Below are 21966 nucleotides of genomic sequence, written 5' to 3' on the forward strand. Positions count from 1 at the left end.
CTCAATTTACCCCGTCACGAAATCAAATCTTAAAAAATCAATCAGAATAATTGGCAAAAATCGATTATCCCACACTTTTATTTTTCAAATAATGCGAATTTCAAAGGATGATACATAATTTAAAGATTTTCTAAACTCCCTATTCTTTCAACGTTAGGGATCAATTACTACCCGCTTCTGAATTCTTTCAAAACCGGAGTTTCCAAAAATCCAAGCTTCAATCAACCAGCTTCCCGCTGTATCGAATTTGAGATTGCCTGATTTGCTCCTACCCCGATAAAAGGTCAAGCCAGAATCCAAAAACTGCAATGCATTGGCGCTGATCTTTTGGGTGTTCTTCCCGGAATAATCAGGTCGTCGTGGGACGCTCACGTCCGCCAAAAAATACCGTTCCTTTCCAAGATTGTTTTTCAGAAAATACTCATTGTTTTTGGTATAAACCACGATCAAACCATCACCGGGAGCTTCACCAAGATTGGTTTTTTCTACCGTTGAGCGATGATAATAGAGCTCTATTCGATCCACTGAAACCATATCCAACTTCCAAAATTCCTCAATTGAAACTGGTCGGTAAAAGTCCACCAAAACCAAAGGTTTCTTGTTGAATTTTACATTTTGATTGTCAGTATTGGCGACAAACACATTTTTGTAGTCCTGATTTTTTACTTTTTTTAACCGTACCTGGGGCACGATTTCCTTAAAAAAGGATTCCAAATCCGGAAATTCGAAATAGTCCTGGATGTAATAAACCTTGTCCGCCTGAAAAGGAGACTCAAGCGCCACCACTTCATCCGAAATCTCAAAATGCTCCCGATAAACTTTTCGATTAATAAAAGTCTCCAAAAGCTTATCCGAAAAGGAAAAAGAGAATTTAGCACGCTTTACTGAACTCGAAAATCGACCAGAGATATCCGTAGACCAGATTTTGTAATCAAACATCGGACTGTAATCCTTGAGCATCAAAGGGCTTTCTACTACCCTATTTAGCGATGTGATCAAGTTGGGACCTTTAGAAGCTGAGTTAAGGTTTCTCCAGTTGGGATCATTCAATAGCTCTACAAATTCTGTAACTATTATTTCTTCCTGCGCTCTTGCCAATACAATCCCACTCGTATAGTGCGAAGGGAAACCAACCAAATCGAGGGCAATCGATTCACCTACAATTCCCCGAGACTTTAGCGTCATTTTACCGGAGGATTTTGCTGGGATGCGAACCTGATAGCTCCAAACTAATTTATTGGATTCATCAATAACCGAAATATCAAAAGACTTCAGGTTCTCATACAATGCTTTGTTGAATCGCGATTTAGCTTGAGTCACTTCCAGTTCCTCCAAGATCATCCAATCTGTATGAGTGATGATCTTTAGATTTTGATCAACTATGCCCACATTAGAATTCAAGCTGAAATCAGCGGGTTCCCAAAGCCATTTTTGTGGCTCAATCTGATAACTAAAGTTTCTGAAAAAGAGCGTATATCCGTCTTTTTGTTTCACTTTTGAAAGTGTTTTTGTCAATGGGGGAACTGACTCCAAAATTTCAATTGTATTTCCTTCACTGTCTTGAATCTCTATCACTTCAGCTCGATCCGAAGTGTGAAAAATACTGATTGGCGCATTTTCAAAAGGAATTTGCTCCCAAAATAAAGCTGGGTCTCCTTTGGCAAAGGGAACATTCGAATTGGCCACCAGAAATTCCTTTTTGGCAATGGGGAAATCTTCAAAATTTGCCATCCATTTTGAATAAACAACCAGAGTGAATACGCCTGTCTGACTATTTTCGGGGATAAAGAGATCCCCAAAGACCATATTATTTTCTGTAAGCAACATCTTTTCCTGATGTATCGGATTGCCAGTTGCATCCAAAACAGCGACATAGGCAAGTTTGCTGTAGCGGAAACTTTCGTGATTTTTCAAAAGTTTGGCAGCAAACCACACTCGATCCCCGACGAGGTAAAACTCCTGGTCAGTGATCAATACGAAGTTTTCCAACTCCATGACCGAATGCTTTTTTTCTTGCCCTTTGGAATGTATACTTTGGAAAAAACTGAAAATAATCAGAAGTGCAAAAGGGATTTTCATGGTCTGAATTGAATCGGGACGATCGGCGAAGCATCGATATATTTTTCTCTACAGTCTCCGTTTACAAATGGAAGTGCATCGAGGGCATGGCTGAGATTTAGCGATTCACTTCTAATTTGGGTTCGAAACAGCAGCTTTTCAGAAGAGCTTTCTTGAAAAAGGAAAAAGCCCCCGAGCACAATTTGATTCTCTGAACCCCGCTTTTTTATATTTCCTCTGATCCGGAAGGGTGCAGGATCAAAAATACTCCCCGAATTACGTTGTTGTTGATTGACCTGATTGAGGTAGTCATATCCTGTTTTATTTACTACTTTGACCTTTGTGCTGACAAAGAACCTCCCTATTGAACTGAGCGGAATTTCGCCAAGGGATAAGCCAAAAGCTCTCCCTTGAAAGGGTTCGTTGGAAGTTAAATTCATTCCAGCAAAAACATTGGAAACCCGTTCATAGCAGGTACATGCGCAATTGTCGCTATTGGAAGTGGTGTAGAGTTCAGTAATTCCGGATGATTCAATCAGGTATCCTAATTGTCCAACCCCAGGATCAGAAATTTGAGCTTGTATATCAGCAAAAGTACGGCTTTGAATAAATTGACTCTGACCGACAGTGATCAAGACCTGCTTGGTAAAGGCCTTACCTTGTATGTCCTCCACTTCTACAAAGGGTGGCATAGTTTCCCAGCTGCTCTCATATACGTCCCCTTCTCCAGTCTCCAGAACCAATCTAAATTTTTTACCAGAAACAGGATCAAAACTACCTGATTGCCTGAAAACATTCGATTGGACCTGCCTAAAATTAATGTCCTCTCCCCCCTCCTGCTCGACCACCACATACTTCACCTCCACAGGAATGTAATTGGGACTCAAAACACCGGAAACGTAGGGGCTCGTACGGTAAACTTTCACGTAAGTGTCTGCGGGATTATTACCAACCCAAGCTTCGATGACGATCGCCTGACTTGATTTTTCGAGAGAAAGATTGATCTCATCCACACAGGATCCAATTCCGATAATCAGGCATAGAAAAGAAATCCTTTGAATCAGCTTTTTCATCGAATTGAGAAATTATAAGTGACTGAAGGAATGATTGTGCCAATGACGGCCAGCCGGTAGGATTTGGGAATTCCCAACTCAGGAGTCGGCTGAAAAAACCAAGAAAAAGCGTTTCTCCTGGCATACACATTATAAAAGGAAAGGTTAAGCGAGCTTTTGTAATTACTGTTTCTCTTTTGGTAGAAATAATAGGTCATCCCCAAGTCCAATCGGTGGTAATCAGGGATACGAGCCTGATTTCGCTCTTGATAGTCTATCACAATATTTCCTCCAATATCATAAATCCCGCTTGGGAGCGTGATCGGTCTACCTGTACGGAAATTGAAGGTCGCATTAAATGAAATTCTCCTGACTGGTTGCCATGAGCTAACGACCGTGAGATCATGCGGCTGATCCCAGTTAGCTGGAAAATAGCCTCCTTGGTTGACAGCTTCTCCAAATTCAGTTTCCACTTTTCGAAGCGACCTGCTGAACGTGTAGGAAATCCAGCCATTGAGTTTCCCGGAATTCTTTCGGACTAGCAGTTCTGATCCATAAGCATAGCCGGAGCCCATCACCAAGTCTGTCTCCAAGGCAGGGTTAAGGAATAATTGGGCACCATCCAAGTATTCCACGATGCGCGGCATATCCTTATAATACACTTCCAGTGAGGTCTCGATCTTATTTTGTTTGAGATTTTTGTAAATTCCTAGGGCATATTGCCAAGCTTCTTGCGGCTTGATGTAGGAATCACTGAGTTTCCACAGGTCAACTGGTGCTGAAGCAAAATTATTGGTCAGCAAATGAAGGTATTGGAGACTTCGATTCACTGAAGCCTTGACCGAGAAATCATCCGTGATCGCATACCGGATTGTTAACCGAGGCTCAAATCCTCCATAAGACTCGAATACCTCTCCTGCCCTATAGGAAATTGTATCTACGATAGATCTGGTGTCTTTTGAAATTCCCGGTTGATATTGATAGACATCCTTTGCGCCCAAAGCAAAAAAGTGTGAATACCGCAACCCGATTTGACCTTGCAGTTTGTCTGATATTTTCCATGGTATTTGGATGTAAGCGGCACTTTCGACTCCCTGTTCATCCGGAATGGCAACCGGAATAATCAAGGATTCCTTGGAGCGGGAATTGAGATCACCCATTCCCATTTGATAGGAATTGACCTGGAATCCAAACTGCAAGCCCTCAAGCTTTTCTCCCGACCATTCAAATTGTTGCTGAATCCCAAGGAAATTAATGGATGATCCCAATTCAAAATCAAGAGGACTGGCTTCACCAAGTACTGTATAACGGTAGCCTGAATAGGTTAAATTAGTTTCGGCACCCAAATTTTCTCCCCAAAAGGATTTCCATTTCATGCTCGCTAGATTGGTCTGCCATGTGTACGCAGTATCTGCCCCAAATTTAAAATAATCAGAACTGATGTAGGCACTGATCACCAGGCTGTTGCGATCATTGATCCGATGATCTATTCGGAGATTTCCATCGGTAAAATTTGTAACACTCTCACTGATACCGGTGTTTGGGATCCGCTGCAAGATCCAGGTAGGATAAGCTGCACGGAACGTTCCCATTAGCTGGGTTTTATCATTGATTGGCCCATTTGCTCCCAATCGGCTGGATAGAAAACCAACGCCGCCTGTTAGATACCAATCTTGCATGTCTCCGGCTTTTGTCTTGATATCCAAAACTGAACTTAGTCTTCCTCCAAACTGAGCGGGAATATCTCCTTTATAAAGAGTGGCATCATTTACAGCATCCTGATTAAAAATGCCAAAAAACCCAAACATGTGGGAGGGATTAAACACTGGTGCCCCATCCATTAAGATCAGATTTTGATCCACTCCACCACCCCTGACATTAAATCCTGATGCTCCTTCTCCTACGGTGGATACACCGGGAAGCAAGAGCATACTCCTAACCACATCCACTTCGCCCAGCAGGGGCGGCAGAAGCTTCAGTTCTTCCATAGGCATTCGGGTGGCGCCGGGCAGGGTACTCATCACATTCGCATCTATGGCACGGTCTGTCACAGTGACCAAATCCAATTCGCTGATCGTCTCAAAAAGTATAACATCAAGGTCCTGATCCCGGTACACTTTAAGAATTTTTTGCTCGGTCTGCTTTCCCATTGAGCTAAAATATCCAATGTATGTCCCCTCGGGTACCTGAACAGAAAATTCTCCTTTTTCATTGGTAAGCGCTGCAAGTTCAAGTTGAGGAATAGAAAAAAGACCACCTGCAATGAAGGTTTTCATTTCATTGTCCCGAAGTTTTCCCTTGATTTCAAATATCGATGCTTTAGAAACTGAGGAAAGTTTATCTAACTTTTCAGAGTAGGTATCACGGAGCGAAGCAGGATAAATCACCACGTACTTATCCTGAAAAAGAAAAAAACTATAATCAGTCCCTTCTGTCAAAGAGAAAGGAAGCTTCCTGAGCTCCAAATCAGATGGAACATTTAGCCCAGAAATATCCTGGTCTAGAATCAAAATCCGCTGACCGGTCAGCCGAAAATAATTTTCCATTTGCTCTGCCAGCTTACTTTTCTCCAATATTTCCTGGGCGGCAGCAATGGAGAGCAATGCCATAAATGCCAAAAATGTAAAAAAAATCTTCATGTAATAGTTGGTCGTCTTCGTAAGCGTACTGAATCTATCAAAAGCAGTTTTACTTAGGGTATAGAAACTGGAGTATTGGTATTTAAACACTTCAAATGGTTACTCAATTCCTGATTATTTTTTTTTCAATCTTTAATGGGATGGTAATACAGAAACAGAATAAAGTTCCACTTCGCTACAAGTACTTGAATAAAATTATCCATCAAGAATCCTTTTATTCCGGTGAAATCAAAAAAATGCGTTTAGAACCATTTTTTCAAAACGAAAATGAATTCTGACTTATTTAAAATTTTTCATTAACTTTTTTCACTGATTAAAATAAATCCAAATGACTTCTCGCTATTTTGACTTTCGAATCATTTTATGGCTCCTCTTGGTGGGATTTTGGAGCTGTGGAAAGCAGCAAGTAGAGGAGCCTGATCTCTCTGCATCCGATCAAATCAGCTATAACTTTCACATCCGCCCTATACTGTCTGACAAATGCTTCGCCTGTCATGGGCCAGATGCGAATAAGCGGGAGGCAGACTTACGGTTGGACACCGAGGTTGGTGCTTTTACTGCACTTAAAGAAAGTCCGGGTAAGTTTGCCCTTGTAGCAGGAAATCTGGAAAAGTCCGAAGTCTACCACCGGATCAGCTCCACTGATCCCGGAGAAATGATGCCTCCTCCGGAATCCAATCTTTCGCTGAATGAAGAGGAAATTGAATTGATCAAGCGCTGGATCGAGCAAGGTGCCAAATACGAACCACACTGGGCTTTTTTGAGGGTAAAGAAGCCGGCAGTTCCTAAAGTCGACTGGGGAACCAACGAAATCGATGCATTTGCGTACCGGAAAATGCGTTCCAAAAAGCTAAAGCCCAATCCCGAAGCCAAACCTCAGGAACTCATTAAACGGACCAGTTTGGATCTGACAGGACTACCGCCTAAGCCGGAGTTATTGGACAAATACGCAGATTTCACAGGTGTAAACACTTATGAAAAATTACTGGATGAATTGCTTGCACAGCCTGCCTTCGGGGAAAAACTGGCTGTCCTTTGGCTGGATATTTCCCGCTATGCAGACAGCTACGGCTATCAGGATGATGAAGTCAGGTCCCAATGGCCCTACCGCGATTGGGTTATTCATGCTTTTAATCAGAACCTTCCCTACGATCAATTCCTGACATGGCAACTTGCAGGTGACCTGCTTCCCAACGCCAATAAGGAACAGATTTTAGCCACAGCTTTCAACCGAAATCACAAGTACACCGAAGAGGGCGGTATCATCGAGGAAGAATACCGAATCGAATATGTGCTGGACAAAACCAACACCTTCAGCAAAAGTATTCTCGGCATCACAATGGAGTGTGCTCAATGTCATGACCATAAGTATGATCCGTTTTCCCAAAAGGAATACTTCGAGCTTTTTGCCTTTTTCAACAATTCCAAAGAAAAAGGATTTGAAGGCGACATCAGCCGAACCAAGCCTGCAAAAACGCCCATCCTTTGGATCGAACGAGACGATCTGGATGGAATCATGAACTTCATCAACCACCCGGATACCACCAAACTCGTGGTATCCGTGATGGGTGAAAACGAGGAAAAACGTACGACTTATATTCTTGATCGGGGAGTTTATGACGCCCCAACCATCCCGGTGGATGCCTCTACTCCGGCTTCCATTTTTGAATTTCCCGAAAATCTGGAGAAAAATCGGCTTGGCTTGGCCAAATGGACCACCAATCGCGAAAACCCACTGACCAGCCGGGTCTTTGTCAATCTGATCTGGCAGGAAATCTTCGGGAAAGGAATAGTTAAATCAGCCGGAGACTTCGGTATGCAGGGCGATCTGCCTACCCATCCCGAACTACTGGATTGGCTGGCAGCTGACTTTATGGAAAACGGCTGGGATATCAAGCGTCTGATTAAGCAGATCCTACTTTCGGCTACTTACCGACAGTCTGCAGTGATCACTAAGGATCACCTGATCATCGATCCCGACAATCTCTATCTGGCAAGGGCACCCCGGTTGCGATTACCGGCAGAACATATCCAAGACTTGGTTTTGGCGAGCAGCGGACTCCTTCACGGAGAAATCGGAGGACCAAGTGTCAAACCCTATCAGCCTTCCGGACTTTGGGAGGCGGCCACCTCCGGACGAGGTACGCTTGCGACCTACATACAGGATACCGGCAACAAGCTTTACCGAAGGGGAATCTACAATTTCATTAAACTGACCGTACCTCCTCCCAAAGCAATCATCTTCGATTCAAGTAACCGGGATCGTTGCGAAATCGGCCGAAACCGGACCAATACCCCACTTCAAGCCTTGGTGATGATGAACGATCCGATGGTATTGGAAGCAGCCCGGGTCTTGGCAACAAAGCTTTCGGAAGGCATTTCAGATGAAGAAAAGGCGATTGAAGAAGCTTTCAAGCGGATAGTTTGCCGGGAAATGAAGTCCAAAGAAAAAGAGCTGCTCTTAGACTACTACCTAACTCAATTGAAGGACTTTCGGGAGAATCCCGAAAATGCAAAAAAGGCATTGGATATAGGTGAATATCCTATGAATGAAAAAGCGATCACACCCGAAAATGCCGCTTTGATGCAGGTGATTGTGAGTTTGTATAATTTGGAAGAAACGATAACCAAAAGTTGAGATGGAAAAGGAAATATTAGAACAGGGACTCAACCACAACAGGCGAAAATTTCTATCGCGGCTAAGTTTGGGAATCGGAAGTGTTGCTTTGGGTTCGTTGTTGATTCCGGATTTATTCACCGGAAAGCAGGAAGCAGAGGACGGCTTGATGCGCGCACTTCCTCATTTTGCACCAAAGGCCAAGCGGATCATTTATCTTTTCCAAAATGGTGCTCCTTCTCAACTGGAAACTTTTGATTACAAACCGCTTTTGACCAAAAACTTTGGACAGGAACTCCCCGAGTCCATACGGATGGGGCAACGCTTGACCGGCATGACTGCAGGACAGAGTTCTTTTCCCCTGGTAGGTTCTTACTTCGGGTTTAATCAATATGGCGAAAGTCGGGCTTGGATTTCTTCCCTTTTTCCACACATCTCGAGTGTGGTGGATGATCTGTTGATTGTCAAATCCATGCATACCGAAGCCATAAATCACGATCCTGCACTGACTTTTTTCCAAACCGGCGCTCAAGTTGGAAACCGTCCCAGTATGGGGTCTTGGTTGAGCTATGGCCTGGGAAGTGAAAATGCAAACCTTCCGGCTTTCTGCGTGCTGTTGAGTCGTGGCAAAGGCAATGGGCAGGGCGTTTATTCCAAGCTTTGGTCCAATGGCTTTTTGGACGCGACCCATCAGGGAGTCCAGTTTTCCAATTCCGAAGATCCAGTGCTTTATCTCAAAGATCCGGATGGTATGAGTCGGGATCAGCGCCGAAAAATGATCGATCAGATCGCCGCGCTCAATGAGATGAACTATCAGGAATTCAACGATCCGCAGATCACCGCTAAAGTGCAGCAATACGAGATGGCTTACCGCATGCAAACTGCCGTGCCGGAGATCACCGATACCTCTAAAGAGCCGGACAGCGTGATCAAACTCTATGGCCCGGATTGCTTGGTTCCCGGCACTTACGCTGCAAATTGCCTTTTGGCAAGGAAACTCTCAGAGAATGGAGTCCGCTTCGTCCAGCTTTATCATCAGGGCTGGGATGCCCATGACAACCTGCCCAATCAGATGATTGGGCAGGCTAAAGATGTGGACCAAGCCACAGCAGGATTGATTACCGACCTGAAACAACGCGGATTGTTGGACGAAACCCTGATCATCTGGGGTGGAGAATTTGGCCGAACCAATTATTGCCAAGGCAAGATCCAACCCGAAAACTACGGCCGGGATCACCATCCGAGGGCATTTTCCATCTTCATGGCAGGCGGTGGAGTAAAGTCCGGAATGGTCTATGGAGAGACAGACGACTTCGGCTACAACATCACCGAAAATCCGGTACATGTCCATGATTTTCAAGCAACAGTAATGCATCTGATGGGAATAGACCATGAAAAACTTACCTATAAACATCTTGGCAGACGCTACCGGCTCACCGATGTACACGGAAAAGTTGTAAAAGACCTGATCGCTTAATTCCCATTTATGCCTAAAGTTTCCCGGATTATTCCGATTCTTGAAAACCTCCTGTTCTTCTGGCTGGGATTGGCCTTGGTGCTGAGTTTGGCCGGAGATCGACTGGAAATCCCCGCCCTTCTGCAAGTATTGGGAAGAGCTCACCCGCTTATCCTTCACTTCCCGATTGTACTGCTGTTGATGGCGGTCGGCTTGCTTTGGCTTTCGGATCAACGGTTAAAAAATGCCGGTGCCCAAATTTTATTGGTTGGGGGAAATCTGACCGGAATCACAGTCGTGGCGGGATTGATCCTTGCCACAGAAGACTACGATGGAGATGCGCTAGTTTGGCATCAATGGCTAGGACTCGCTTCCTTAACGCTTTCGGTTTTGATTTACTTTTTCAGGGAAAAGTCCGCCAATTTTCTTCGGATTTCCACAGGGACATTGGCTCTTGCAATAATTCTTACCGGTCATTTCGGGGCAAATCTGACCCATGGCGAAGATTTTCTTTTGGCTCCAATTCAGTCGAAGGAGACTGAATTTGTTGCGTTGGAAGATGCGGAGGTTTTTGAGCATTTGGTTCAGCCCATTTTGGAAGCGAAATGCATCGCCTGTCACAAGGAAGGCAAAGTCAAAGGGGAACTTCGGATGGATCAGTTAGCCGGATTGCAAAAAGGTGGAAAAAACGGGCCTTTTGTTGTTCCGGGTGACATGGAAAAATCACTTTTGATTCAGCGGATCAATCTCCCAAAAGATGAAAAAGAACACATGCCTCCAAAGAATAAAACCCAACTGACCGATGAGGAAATTGAGATACTAGAGGCCTGGGTGGCCGCAGGGAGTTCCTTTGATCAAAAGGTCTCCGAACTAAAATCCGAAGAACCGCTTTTCCAGCTCGCTTTAAACCGATTCTCCAATCAGAAAACGTATAGCTTTGGCCCGGCTTCGGATTCAGATATCAAAAAGCTGAACAATTTCTTCCGAAAGGTAAATCCGGTATTTCCGGGATCACCGGCATTGGAAGTCGCTTATTATGGAATTTCCACCTTTGATGCAGCCTCACTTCAAGACTTGAAAAAAGTGAACAAGCAGGTAGTGAGATTGAATCTAAATCGGATGCCACTTGCTACTGTTGATTTGAGTTTTCTGCGAAACTTCCCCAATTTGGAAGAGCTTCAGCTCAACTTCACCGGAGTCAAACCGGAGCAACTTTCAAATCTGGAAGGCCTCGAAAATCTCCGAAACCTTGCGCTTTCAGGAAATGAATTTGGCTCATCCTCCGTCTCTGCACTCAGTAAACTAAAACAGGTAAGAAAGCTTTTTCTCTGGAATTCCGGATTGGATGAGAAAGCAAAGCAAGAGCTCAAAAAGGGTTTACCACAGGCCCAAATTGATTTTGGGTTCGATGGAAAAGGCGTTATCTACGCCCTAAATCCACCAAAAATCGAGTTTGAAAAGACCCTGTTTCAGGATTCCATGGAGCTGATACTATCCCACCCGATTAGTACCGCTGAGATCCGGTATTCATTAGATGGATCCGAACCGGATAGCATTCAAAGTCCAATTTATTCCGGTCCAATCTGGCTCAAAAAAACAGCTCAGATACGTGCAAAAGCTTTTTCCACAGACTGGAAAGGCAGTGGAATCACCTCCAATTTAGTATTCAAAGAAGGAATAAAACCCCAATCCTACCAGCTCATCTTTGAGCCAAACCCACGTTACAAGGCCAAAGGAGCCACTTCGCTGTTTGATGGGATAAAAGGAAAAACCAATCACACCTCTGGGGATTGGCTGGGTTTTACAGACACGACACTGGAGATTGAGATTTTTCTGGAAAAAAATTCCGCTCCGAAATACCTCAGCTTGAGTTTTCTACTTAATGAAGGAGCTTATATTTTCCCTCCGGAATCGGTTGAGATCTGGACAGGTGGACAGGCGGGTTGGCAGAAAATCACCCAAACTCCAACCCAAGTCTCTTCAAAATTGGAAGAGGTGAGATTTGGTGTTTTAACTTATTCACTACCCGAAGTGTCCTTCGACAAACTTAAAGTCAGACTGAAACCAATCTCAAAACTGCCAGCTTGGCATCCCGGAGCAGGAGCAAAAGGGTGGGTGTTTGTGGATGAGATTTTGTTGAATTTATAATCCCCTAACCCTACTATGAGCCAAAGTCCATCCAAGCAATATCAAGATGTGGTATTCGAAAAACTCCGACACGCTTTCCGTCAGGAAAAAGAAATTTATACAGCCGCAAAATGGATTGCTGAATCCATTGCCAGTGAAGGTTGGATATATACCAGTGGAACGGGACATTCCCACATGCTTGCCGAAGAGATCTTCTATCGTGCAGGGGGCTTTGCGAGAGTGATTCCAATCCTCGACCCGGATTTAATGCTTCACAAGGATGCATCAGGAAGTACCGAGGTGGAACGAAGAGAGGGCTACGCTGAAAAACTTTTCAAGTCCTATTCCTTAACAAACAAGGACGTTTTCATCATTTCTTCCAACTCAGGAAGAAATTCGGTCAGTATTGAAATGGCTCAATTAGCGCAAAAAAAAGGTGCAAAAGTTATCGCACTTACAAATCATGCACACAGCAAAGCAGTGGATTCCAGGCATTCATCGGGTCTTAAGCTGTTTCAAGTAAGCGATATTTTCTTGGACACCTGCGGTGTAGTTGGCGACGCTTCGATCAAATTGGAAGGTTTGGAATCAAAAGTCGGAGCGACTTCTACCGTTGTTGGTGCGGCATTGCTCAATGCCATCATGGTACAGGCGACTGCCATTCTTTTGGAAAATGGAACTGTGCCTGAAATTTTCAACAGTTCTAATTCAGATAATGGCGAGGCTTACAATGATTCCCTCATCGCCAAATACAAATCGCAGGTTAAAATCCTTTAATCCAGAAAGATTGAAGCGCCGGCATTTCCGGAAGGAGTAAAAACACGAAACTTCTCCCCTCCTTTGTGCGGAATTGGGTTGGAATAAATCGCTGAGGACTCGCTTGGTTCAGACCCATCCTGAGTATATCGAATGACCAATCCCGGTGTCTGCACATTGGCATAAATCATCCCGTCTTTGACCATTACTCCAGATTTTGGAATCCGATGATTGAAGCCCCCTCGGAGTTTTTCCAATCGGGGAATCTCTTTTTGTCCGATCAGATTTGCAAAAACATTCCATTCTTCTAGCCTTTTTGTCTTCATTTCTTCTTCAGATTCCGCATTCGACCATGCAGGATCTCCTACCCAAGCCCGTTCGATGTACCCAAGCATTTTTGGAAAAAGGTAATACTCCAGCATCTCAGGACTTTTCACTGTTTCTGTCCATAGTTGCCCTGACACTCCGATGATGTTTTTTTTACCCTCAGGACTCAACTTTGTGAAGGATGCTTGGACTGATGCCCAGCTCCATTCCTTTCCCTCAATCGTCTGATCATGCGAAAGGTAAAGTTTGCCGGGCACCGTCTTCCAAGCCTGATACATATCGGTCACACCGCTCCAAGTATGTCCACGCTCATTCGGGTCCCAATCATAGGCTAAGTCAAAATAGAAATTGGCACTAGAGCAGATCACAACCGGATAGCCGGCATTTGCCAACCTGTAGGCCATATCCTCTCCTCCCCAGCCTGCCACGGCATTCCAGGCATAGAGTCGCCAATTTTGATCAGCAAACTTAGTATTCGGTACAACGGAATTACCAGAATGAGTCTGTCCGATTTCCTCCCAACCGCCCATTTCCAAACCATTTTTCTTCAAAATGGAAGCTGCACGACTCCGGAAATAGTCATTCAAATCTTCCAATTTGATGTCTGGATTTTTAGCTAGAAAGTCCTTGCAAGTCGGGGAAGCTGTCCACACTCCTCTTGGTACTTCGTCACCTCCGGTATGCCAATTTTTCAGTTCTACACCGGTATTTTGATACATGGCTTTCACTTCGAAAACTAGCTTTTCATAAAAAGCGTAGGTTGATTCCTGGCAGACACAAACCGTATTTCCTCTGAAGTTTTGGGCAGAAAGGTACTTGCTCTGATCATCATTCTCGGCCAATCGATACTGTAAGGCCTCGGAGGTTTTTCCGGTTTTTAGCAATTTGCTGTAGCGACTTTCCATCGCTAATATGGCCGCTCTGGAATGTGCCGGCACACCAAATTCAGGAATGACTTCAATTTGAAGCCCTTTTGCGTAAGCTAAAATTTCCTGAAAATCCGAAACTGTATAAAACCCAGATCCAGCTTGACTTTTTTTAGGATCAGCTCCCGAGGAATAATAAGGCCACAAAAAATCCGATTCATCTTCAGAAAATCCTCTTTTACTTCCAAACTCAGTTAATTCCGGCAGACCCGGAATTTGCAATCTCCATCCCTCATCGTTAGCCAAATTGAAGTGAAAGACATTGAGTTTGTAAATGGACATCAAATCCAATAGCTTCAAAATTTGGGATTTGGGTTGAAAATTACGGGCCACATCTAGGAAAAACCCCCGATAGTTATAGGCAGGATAATCCTCAATCTCCACCTGCGGAAGAATGAATTCATCAGTTATCCGTGTTGAAAAATCAGCAGGCATCATCGCCAAGAAAGACTGAACCCCATACATTGCCCCCTTTGGTGAAGAAGCAGAGATAAAGACTAATCGTTTTGCTATGGAAATTTTATACCCCTCCACAGGCAATTCTGAAGATTTGACAATCCGGATTTGAATAGGAGCCTCTGCCCTGTTTACCGTGGGTTTGTACCCTTGCTTTATTGCTAGAAGGAGGAATTTTGAAGCTTCCTCAAATTCCGGAATTCCCACCACGGCCAATCCTGCATTCTTGATTTTCAGGGTTTCTCCGGTGTATTTCCAAGACTTTGGAGTGGGAAGAAATGGAGGAAGCTGCTCCTTGGGAAGTAAAGACAAGCCTTCATTTTGACTGTAAATCCTTGCTGCGGTCGGAATTGGCAGAGGTGTGGAAGCTGCCATCTCTCTAAATTGATCTAGACTTATGGCCTCCACTTGATACTCTTTTATTTCAAAATGAGTCCCATCTGCATTCTGAAAAATCAACCCCTCGGGGGCGTAGGAATTTTTCAGATAAGGACCTATTGATTGGTAGGTAATGGAGATTTCTTCTCCCCGTTTGAAAACGGGACTTAAGTTTTTCCCCTCCAAAACAAAAAAATCTCCTTGCAAGTGTCGGATCTGAAAAGGCTCTGTTTGAACCTGCGTTTTGATTGAAATGAAAACAGAGTTAAAATAGAGCTTCCAACCTGCATCAAGATCAGATGAGCCAGTATTGGATAAAGTCAGTTTCGCACGGTGAAATTCCGGGTTTTCAAATTTGTTTTCCAGAATTTCCCACTTGGCATTCACTTGAGCCCAAGATTGGGTATAAAGAAATAGAAGTAATAGCGGCAATACTTTATTCATAGACGAGTGAGCTTGGGGCTTGAAAATTAAATATAGCCCTTATCAAAAAAATATACTATCCCCAAAGTAAAGTGCAATCACTTTCCCCATTCTGTTTTTATCCTAAACAAAAATACCTAGCTTAAACCGTTGAAAAAGCGTTGAAATCGCTTTTGGAAAGCACTTTTATGCAGACAGAGCTTAACCGCAAACCATCCGTAGTATTTTTTTCAGATATCGTCGGCTACACCCGATTGATGGGACAAGATGAAAATGCTGCCTTTGAGCTAATGAAGCTCAATCTGAAGATCCACCAAGAGGTACTGGCAAATTACCGGGGAACCATCATCAAAGAGTTGGGGGATGGTATACTCGCCGTTTTTGAAACCGTGCCAGAAGCCCTAAGCGCAAGTCTTGAAATCCAAAAAATCTGTCTGGCGGAATCAAAATACAAGCTTAGGGTTGGCCTTCAGTCCGGAGAGATAATATTTGATCACGGCGACGTCTTTGGAGATGCTGTGAATGTCGCTTCAAGAATCCAAAGTGTCGGTGTCCCTTCGAGTATTGTTTTTTCAGATCGGGTTTGTAAGGAGATCGTCCACGATGAATTTTTCCAAACGGTCAAAATTGGAAGCTTCAATCTTAAAAATGTTTCCCAGACCATTGAACTTTATTCATTGACAAATCCTCCACTTGAAGTGCCCAAGCGTGCTGAGATCCTGAATAATATAAAATATCAGGAAAGTAACCCATGGAAGTCATGGGTAACTATTGGCGGAGTCTTTATCTTGGTTGCCATGCTGATTTACTCTATTTTTTGGAATGGGGCAGTTTGGGAAAAGGAAAAATCAGTTGCTGTTTTACCCTTTGTAAATCTCAATGGAGGCTCAGAATTGGACTATTTCACAGATGGATTGACAGAAAACCTCATCGGTCAAATTTCAAAAATAAATTCCATCAAGACGATTTCTTATTCGACAATGGCGGATTATAAGAATCATAATCTCCCGCTTGATTCCATTGCAGAAGCACTTCAAGTGACTACCATTCTCAAGGGTACAGTGGAGCAGCTTAACCCTGGGTATCGATTTAAATTGCAATTGATAGATGCAAAAGAAAATAAAAATATCTGGACAGATGAATATACCAGAGAAGGAACCGATCTAACGCAATTACAAAATGATATAGCAAGGGAAATTGCTAAAATTCTGGATGTGAACTTAACCGCTGAGGAATCCATCCAAATCGGTAAGGGAGAAACTTCCAGTGCAGAAGCTTATGACCTGCTCTTCAGAGCAAAAAGTTTATATAACGAAGGGTTTGGAGATCCTCAATTATTTTTTGATGCTGCAGAATTGTTGAAAAAGGCAATTGCTCTCGATCCTAATTATGCGCTGGCCTATACGCTACTTGCAAAAACATACTTCCAAATCGCTTTTGACGAGCCTAACGGCAATTGGTATGATATGAGCCTGGAAATGAGCTCAAAGGCACTTGAACTTGAACCAAAACTTGCAGAAGGATATAGTGCAAGAGGCATTGTGTATTATGATCTCGGGCAATACACCAAAGCCAAAAATACGTTGGAGACAGCACTCTCCTTTTATCCAAATCTGAGTGATGCGATTGGAAACTTAGCCACAATTGACTTTGTCCAAGGCAACCTTTTCGAAGCGCTTCAACTCCAAACAAAGTCATCCAATCTCGGTCCCAACTCCCATTTACCCTATCAAAATATTGGGTGGATATTCAAGATTTTGGGGAAACAAAATGAAGCAAATCAATGGTTTGACAAAAGCCTCGAGATCAGTAAAAACCCTGTCACTTATGAGTTGAAGGCTAATTCGCTAATAGAACAAGGAAAAAAATCTGAAGCCCTTAAACTTCTGGGGAATATTTCATTACAGGACAGCGCGGAATATAATTTACGGGTAGCTGGATCTATCCTTTTTTATTCGGGGGATTATGATTCGGCATTTAAAGTTTGGGATATTTCTATCCGGCGTAACATCAAGGTTGGCTTTGACAAATACTATAGTACCCCGATCAATTACGCTTACCTCCTTACGAAAAAAGGAGATTCATTACGTGCTGATTCACTCTTAAATGCGGCAGTCCAAGTAAAAATAGAGGCGATGAGTTTAGGTTCTGAAGATTACTATTTACCCCTTGATATAGCTACTGCCTACGCTGTCAAGGGCCAACCATTCGAAGCTATGAAATATCTCCAAATTGCTTATGACAGAGGCTGGCGGGATTACTTTTTCACAGAATTTAATCCTGCATTCGAAAAACTGAGAAGTGACAATCGCTATATCAAAATACTCAAGAAAATTCGGACAGACATTGATTCTGTAAATCAGAAATTGACATCTACCTCCCTGCAAAGGGATAAATAACTCCATTGAATGATTCGTTTCTAATAGCTGAAGGTATCCCTCCTTTTGAATGAATCAAACCTGCAACCAAAGCTGCTGCCATAGATGTTCCAGACATGGTTGCGTATTGGTTTCCCGGAAAAGTTGAAAACACATTTTCTCCCGGAGCCATCCAATCGACTGATGGAATACCTAATTTACCATAGGGGCTAAAGGCAGTGAACCCGTTGTAATCAAACGCATAGGAACCAATTGTGAAAACATTTGGGCCATTGATACAGCCTGGAAAATTTTGGCTGGACTGGTTGGATGAAGTTTGATTATCGACATTGCCTGCCGACATTACAACAAAAAGTCCTTTGGCGCCTAAGTCAAGAATCAATTCACTCAACATTGGATCTGAATTGGTACAATTATCCAAAATTTCGGTTCCTAAACTCATCAGTACTACGTCTCCACTTTGTCCAAATTTCTCAATATGATCCAGTGCTAAAATCAATTGAGACCAAGATCCTTCTCCATTTTTATCCAATACTTTAATGGGAATTATTTCAGCACCGGCGGACATGCCTGTAACTCCCGGAATTCCGCTGCCTTTGCCTGCTGCCAAACCTGCACAGTGAGTTCCGTGCCCAACATAATCAACCAAAGGGTTTTCATCTCCATCGACAAATGAGGCAGTCAGCTTTTGACTTTTACTCACATTCAGATCTATATGCCGACTATCTACTCCGGAATCCACTATCCAGATACTGGATTTTCTTCCACTATACTTTTGGGAGCCTCCAAGATGTGTGATTGCAGCACTTGCCTTGATGACCGGATTATAAATATCCTCTGCAGTGGCCGGTTCGCCCTGCATTCGTGCACGAGTTTGCATTCTGGCTCTTGTCTGCATCGTAAAATCCTCAAAAACCCCCTGTACTTCAGGATCTTGACCTAATTCAAGGACTTGTGCTTCACTCAATACTGCAATAAAACCCACTCCTGCATCTGCAAATTGTTTTTTTGGAGGTACAGAAAGTCCTTTCTCTCTGGCAAATTCATTCACTCGATTGAGTTTTCTGTCTCTGTTAAACTTGTTTGCACGCTCCTGACTTTCCCGGTTTTCATTGTCTATCCTTGCTTTTCGCACAGGAGCCTCAAAGGACTCTTTCATCAGGACTACATAGGACTTACCCTGTGAAAAGGCAATTGTTGAAATAAAGAAAAGGCAAAAAGGGATGTATAGGTATTTCATCTGTTTATAAATTGATTTTTTTGGTCACATGGAATGCCCTGGATAATCATTCCCCTGTGTGTGAAGTTTTTCTCGTGGGCATTTCATGTGTTTATAATTTTTTCTTTAAGGCCACATGCCCGCCTGTATTCGGACAGGGAATCTCGCATGGTCGATAATCATTCCAGTGTGAGAAACTCTTCAAATGGGCATTTCATGAACTTTTAAATTTTAAAAAGATTAATTTAACTTTTTTAAGATAATGAGCAAAGTTTTAGTAAATGGAACACACCTCTAATTCCTTATTGATTTTGCTATTACACCAAGAGCAACAGCCTAAGTTTTTAATATTTAGCAATGGGATAAATTGTATTACCTGGAGGGCCGGTTAATGTTTCATTTGCACTAGGTGGGCCTCCTTTTAAATGAATAATTCCCGCCACCATTGCCGTAGCCATAGAAGTTCCGGATAATACGGCATATCGATTTCCTGGAAATGTCGAAAATATGACATCTCCGGGGGCTACATAATCAATAGTAGGTCTTCCAAAATTGGAATACGTAGAAAACGCCGGTGGGTAAAATTGATTTGTAGCAAAATCATAGTTAACGTTTAATGAGGCCACAGTAAAAACATTTAAGGGATACTCGAAGCAAGCCGGATAAAATCTGGTGGAAGATATACCTGTATTACCAGCCGCCATCACCACATAAATACCCAAATTGGCTAGTGCTTTGATTTGATCTAATAAATCCCCGTGAAAATTACAATTAGGATTTTGACCTTGGCCAGGAAGAAGATCACCTAGGCTTAAGGTAACTATATCACCACTTGCACCTCTATCTCTAATACGGGAAAGTGCTTTTTTAACATTAGTCCAGGTTCCTTCACCATTCCAATTAATGACTTTCAATGAGACAATTGGAGCCCCGGGAGAAACTCCATTCATGCCCAATAAATCAGGATTGGAATTGTTATGTGCTCTTCCTCCTATGATCCCTGCAAGGTGAGTTCCATGGCCAACCAAATCATATAATGGATCTGGCTCGGATTGAACATAAGATTTTGAAAAAAGAGGATCTGCTAGCACATTCAAATCCTGATGATTGATATCCACACCAGAATCTACAATCCAGACTTTACTTTGAGAGGAAGTGGTATTTGAATTTGGATTGACAAATAAGACACCCATGCTGGTATGTAGATCTTCATCATACTGCCATTCTTGCATTCTGGCTCTAATATTTTGCAAAACAGGCCCATCACCTTGCATCCTTGCTCTGATATTCTGAATTGAAAAGTTTTGTTGCCCTCTTGAAACTTTTCCAGTATTAGACAAGATCTGAAGTGCCACGTCCTCAGATATATCTGAAACAAAAAATCCAGAAAATGTGGTAATAAAAATATCGTCCTCATTTAATGTCAAATTAAACTCAGATTTCATATCACTAGTAATCGTGTTTTTTCTGTTCAAAAGCTCCTTTTCATCAATGGCTTTAGTGAAAAAACTCGAGTCTCCTTCTGAAATTATCGGAGGGTATATATCCTCATTGAGATAAAATAAATATTCTCCTTCTATCAACAAAGCGGAATCAATACCTAGTGGGTTGAGTGGATCATCTACGCTTTTTGTGATTTGTTCCTCCCCTTGATTGGACTTATTTGAACCAGTGCAGCTAAACAACAGGAAAGTAAGGACTCCCCAAATCAAAGTATTTCTCATCTCTTTAAAAATTTAATGGTTAAAAATGTATGCTTGGAATAAGACACAATTTACCAAAACAAAACTTTTGAACTTAACTCGATGTAAAAAGATTTTTGGGATTTTTCGCAAAAAAAACCAAATTAAATTTGGCAAACGCTTATTCTCAGGATAAATTTTAACTTTATTAAATGACACTTTCCTGATTTTTTCAAAGAAGCTTTTATCTTAGGCAAAACTATTTCACCCGAAAAACCCACCTATGACCATCGATTCACAAGCCAAGGTTTTGAGCAATCGCTACCTTGCCCTCGACGTACTCCGGGGAATGACGATTGCATTTATGATAATCGTCAATACGCCCGGGAGTTGGAGTGCACTTTATGCCCCATTGGCACATGCCGACTGGCATGGATTTACGCCCACAGATCTGGTATTTCCAACCTTTCTCTTTGTAGTCGGCAATGCCATGAGTTTTGCCATGAAAAAGCTTCAGGAGATCCCCAAGGCGCAGTTTTACAAAAAAGTATTCAAGCGAACTTTCCTGATTTTTCTGATCGGCTGGCTGTTGAATGCCTTTCCTTTTTTCGATTACAATGAAGCTGGAGAAATCGTATTTATCAATCTGACAGAGGTTCGTTTGGTGGGCGTTTTACAGCGAATTGCCTTATGCTACTTCTTTGCTGCCCTGATTCTGTATTGGGGTGGGGAAAAATTAGGTTGGATTTTCAGCGGACTTGCCTTGATTGCCTATTGGCCAATCATGTACTATTTCGGTGATGCGGGTGACCCCTACAGTCTGACAGGGAACGCCGCCATCAAACTGGACAGGATTTTAATCGGAGAAAGCCGCATGTACATGGGCGAAGGGATTCCCTTTGACCCTGAGGGAATTCTCAGTACCCTCACCTCCATCGTCAATGTCATCGCTGGATATCTAACAGGAAAGATGATCCAACGAAAAGGCAATACCCTTGCCACGATTCAAACACTTTTGGTTTCAGGAATTTTATTGATTGTACTGAGTTATGCTTGGGACTTGATCTTTCCTATCAATAAAAAAATCTGGACAAGCCCCTATGTCACGCTTACTGTAGGTTGGGATTTGCTGATTTTGGGTAGTTTAATTTTTATCATCGAGCTTCGTAAGTACACCTCCTGGACGTACTTTTTCCAAGCCTTTGGGAGAAATCCACTGATACTTTATGTTCTTTCAGGGGTGGTGATCTCTATTCTATCCATGATCCCAATGGGAGAAACTACCCTAAAGGGACAGATTTATTCCAATTTATTTACCAGCTGGCTAAGTCCAAAAAGTGCTTCTTTCTTATTTGCGATCAGCTATATGCTCCTAATTTGGCTGATTGGACTCTGGATGGACAAACGAAAGATTTATATCAAAGTCTAAAAAAACGATCCTACTGGAAACCAAGCTATTGAAGTAAAATGTA

At 42.8% G+C, this 21966-nt stretch carries 12 protein-coding genes; 6 read left to right on the top strand and 6 right to left on the bottom strand.

The annotated features are described in order from the left end of the window. Nucleotides 1-153 precede the first annotated feature (153 nt). Genes Q8M62_RS00980 through Q8M62_RS00990 form a run of 3 tightly spaced genes read right to left on the bottom strand, consistent with a single transcriptional unit; the run spans nt 154 to nt 5749 of the window. Complete coding sequence (locus Q8M62_RS00980) at nt 154-2079, bottom strand: hypothetical protein (protein WP_304902473.1); 1926 nt, start codon at nt 2077-2079, stop codon at nt 154-156. Then, nucleotides 2076-3131: a DUF4249 family protein gene (locus tag Q8M62_RS00985; protein ID WP_304902474.1), complete on the bottom strand. Its 1056-nt coding sequence runs from the start codon at nt 3129-3131 to the stop codon at nt 2076-2078. Before Q8M62_RS00985 ends, Q8M62_RS00980 begins: the two co-directional genes overlap by 4 nt. Next, nucleotides 3128-5749: a TonB-dependent receptor domain-containing protein gene (locus Q8M62_RS00990; protein WP_304902475.1), complete on the bottom strand. Its 2622-nt coding sequence runs from the start codon at nt 5747-5749 to the stop codon at nt 3128-3130. The genes Q8M62_RS00985 and Q8M62_RS00990 overlap by 4 nt, the downstream gene beginning before the upstream one ends. Nucleotides 5750-6077: 328 nt before the next feature. Here Q8M62_RS00990 and Q8M62_RS00995 point away from each other — a divergent pair, with 328 nt between their 5' ends. The 4 genes from Q8M62_RS00995 to Q8M62_RS01010 are packed head-to-tail and all read left to right on the top strand — an operon-like array spanning nt 6078 to nt 12726. Then, nucleotides 6078-8387, top strand: a complete 2310-nt coding sequence (locus Q8M62_RS00995; RefSeq protein WP_304902476.1) for a PSD1 and planctomycete cytochrome C domain-containing protein — start codon at nt 6078-6080, stop codon at nt 8385-8387. Between the two features lies 1 nt (nt 8388). Further along, complete coding sequence (locus tag Q8M62_RS01000; protein ID WP_092728696.1) at nt 8389-9843, top strand: DUF1501 domain-containing protein; 1455 nt, start codon at nt 8389-8391, stop codon at nt 9841-9843. A gap of 9 nt (nt 9844-9852) precedes the next feature. Then, entirely contained in the window at nt 9853-11970 is a 2118-nt protein-coding gene (locus Q8M62_RS01005; RefSeq protein ID WP_304902477.1) for a c-type cytochrome domain-containing protein, read from the top strand. A 15-nt stretch (nt 11971-11985) separates the two neighbouring features. Next, nucleotides 11986-12726: an SIS domain-containing protein gene (locus Q8M62_RS01010; protein WP_304902478.1), complete on the top strand. Its 741-nt coding sequence runs from the start codon at nt 11986-11988 to the stop codon at nt 12724-12726. Here the strand turns inward: Q8M62_RS01010 and Q8M62_RS01015 are convergent. Beyond that, nucleotides 12723-15236: a family 20 glycosylhydrolase gene (locus tag Q8M62_RS01015; protein WP_304902479.1), complete on the bottom strand. Its 2514-nt coding sequence runs from the start codon at nt 15234-15236 to the stop codon at nt 12723-12725. The two genes, Q8M62_RS01010 and Q8M62_RS01015, sit on opposite strands and share 4 nt — an antisense overlap. A gap of 167 nt (nt 15237-15403) precedes the next feature. Here Q8M62_RS01015 and Q8M62_RS01020 point away from each other — a divergent pair, with 167 nt between their 5' ends. After that, nucleotides 15404-17614 carry a tetratricopeptide repeat protein gene (locus tag Q8M62_RS01020; RefSeq protein ID WP_304902480.1) on the top strand — a complete coding sequence of 737 codons (2211 nt, stop codon included), beginning with the start codon at nt 15404-15406 and terminating at the stop codon, nt 17612-17614. Here the strand turns inward: Q8M62_RS01020 and Q8M62_RS01025 are convergent. Both Q8M62_RS01025 and Q8M62_RS01030 read right to left on the bottom strand, forming a co-directional pair. Continuing rightward, nucleotides 17589-18833 carry a S8 family serine peptidase gene (locus Q8M62_RS01025; RefSeq protein WP_304902481.1) on the bottom strand — a complete coding sequence of 415 codons (1245 nt, stop codon included), beginning with the start codon at nt 18831-18833 and terminating at the stop codon, nt 17589-17591. The two genes, Q8M62_RS01020 and Q8M62_RS01025, sit on opposite strands and share 26 nt — an antisense overlap. A 323-nt stretch (nt 18834-19156) precedes the next feature. Then, nucleotides 19157-20536 (bottom strand): S8 family serine peptidase, encoded by a 1380-nt coding sequence (locus tag Q8M62_RS01030; RefSeq protein WP_304902482.1) that lies wholly within the window; start codon nt 20534-20536, stop codon nt 19157-19159. Between the two features lie 241 nt (nt 20537-20777). Here Q8M62_RS01030 and Q8M62_RS01035 point away from each other — a divergent pair, with 241 nt between their 5' ends. Continuing rightward, complete coding sequence (locus Q8M62_RS01035; protein WP_304902483.1) at nt 20778-21923, top strand: acyltransferase family protein; 1146 nt, start codon at nt 20778-20780, stop codon at nt 21921-21923. Nucleotides 21924-21966 lie beyond the last annotated feature (43 nt).

Origin of the sequence: Algoriphagus sp. (assembly GCF_030694375.1) — a bacterium.
Taxonomy (GTDB): domain Bacteria; phylum Bacteroidota; class Bacteroidia; order Cytophagales; family Cyclobacteriaceae; genus Algoriphagus.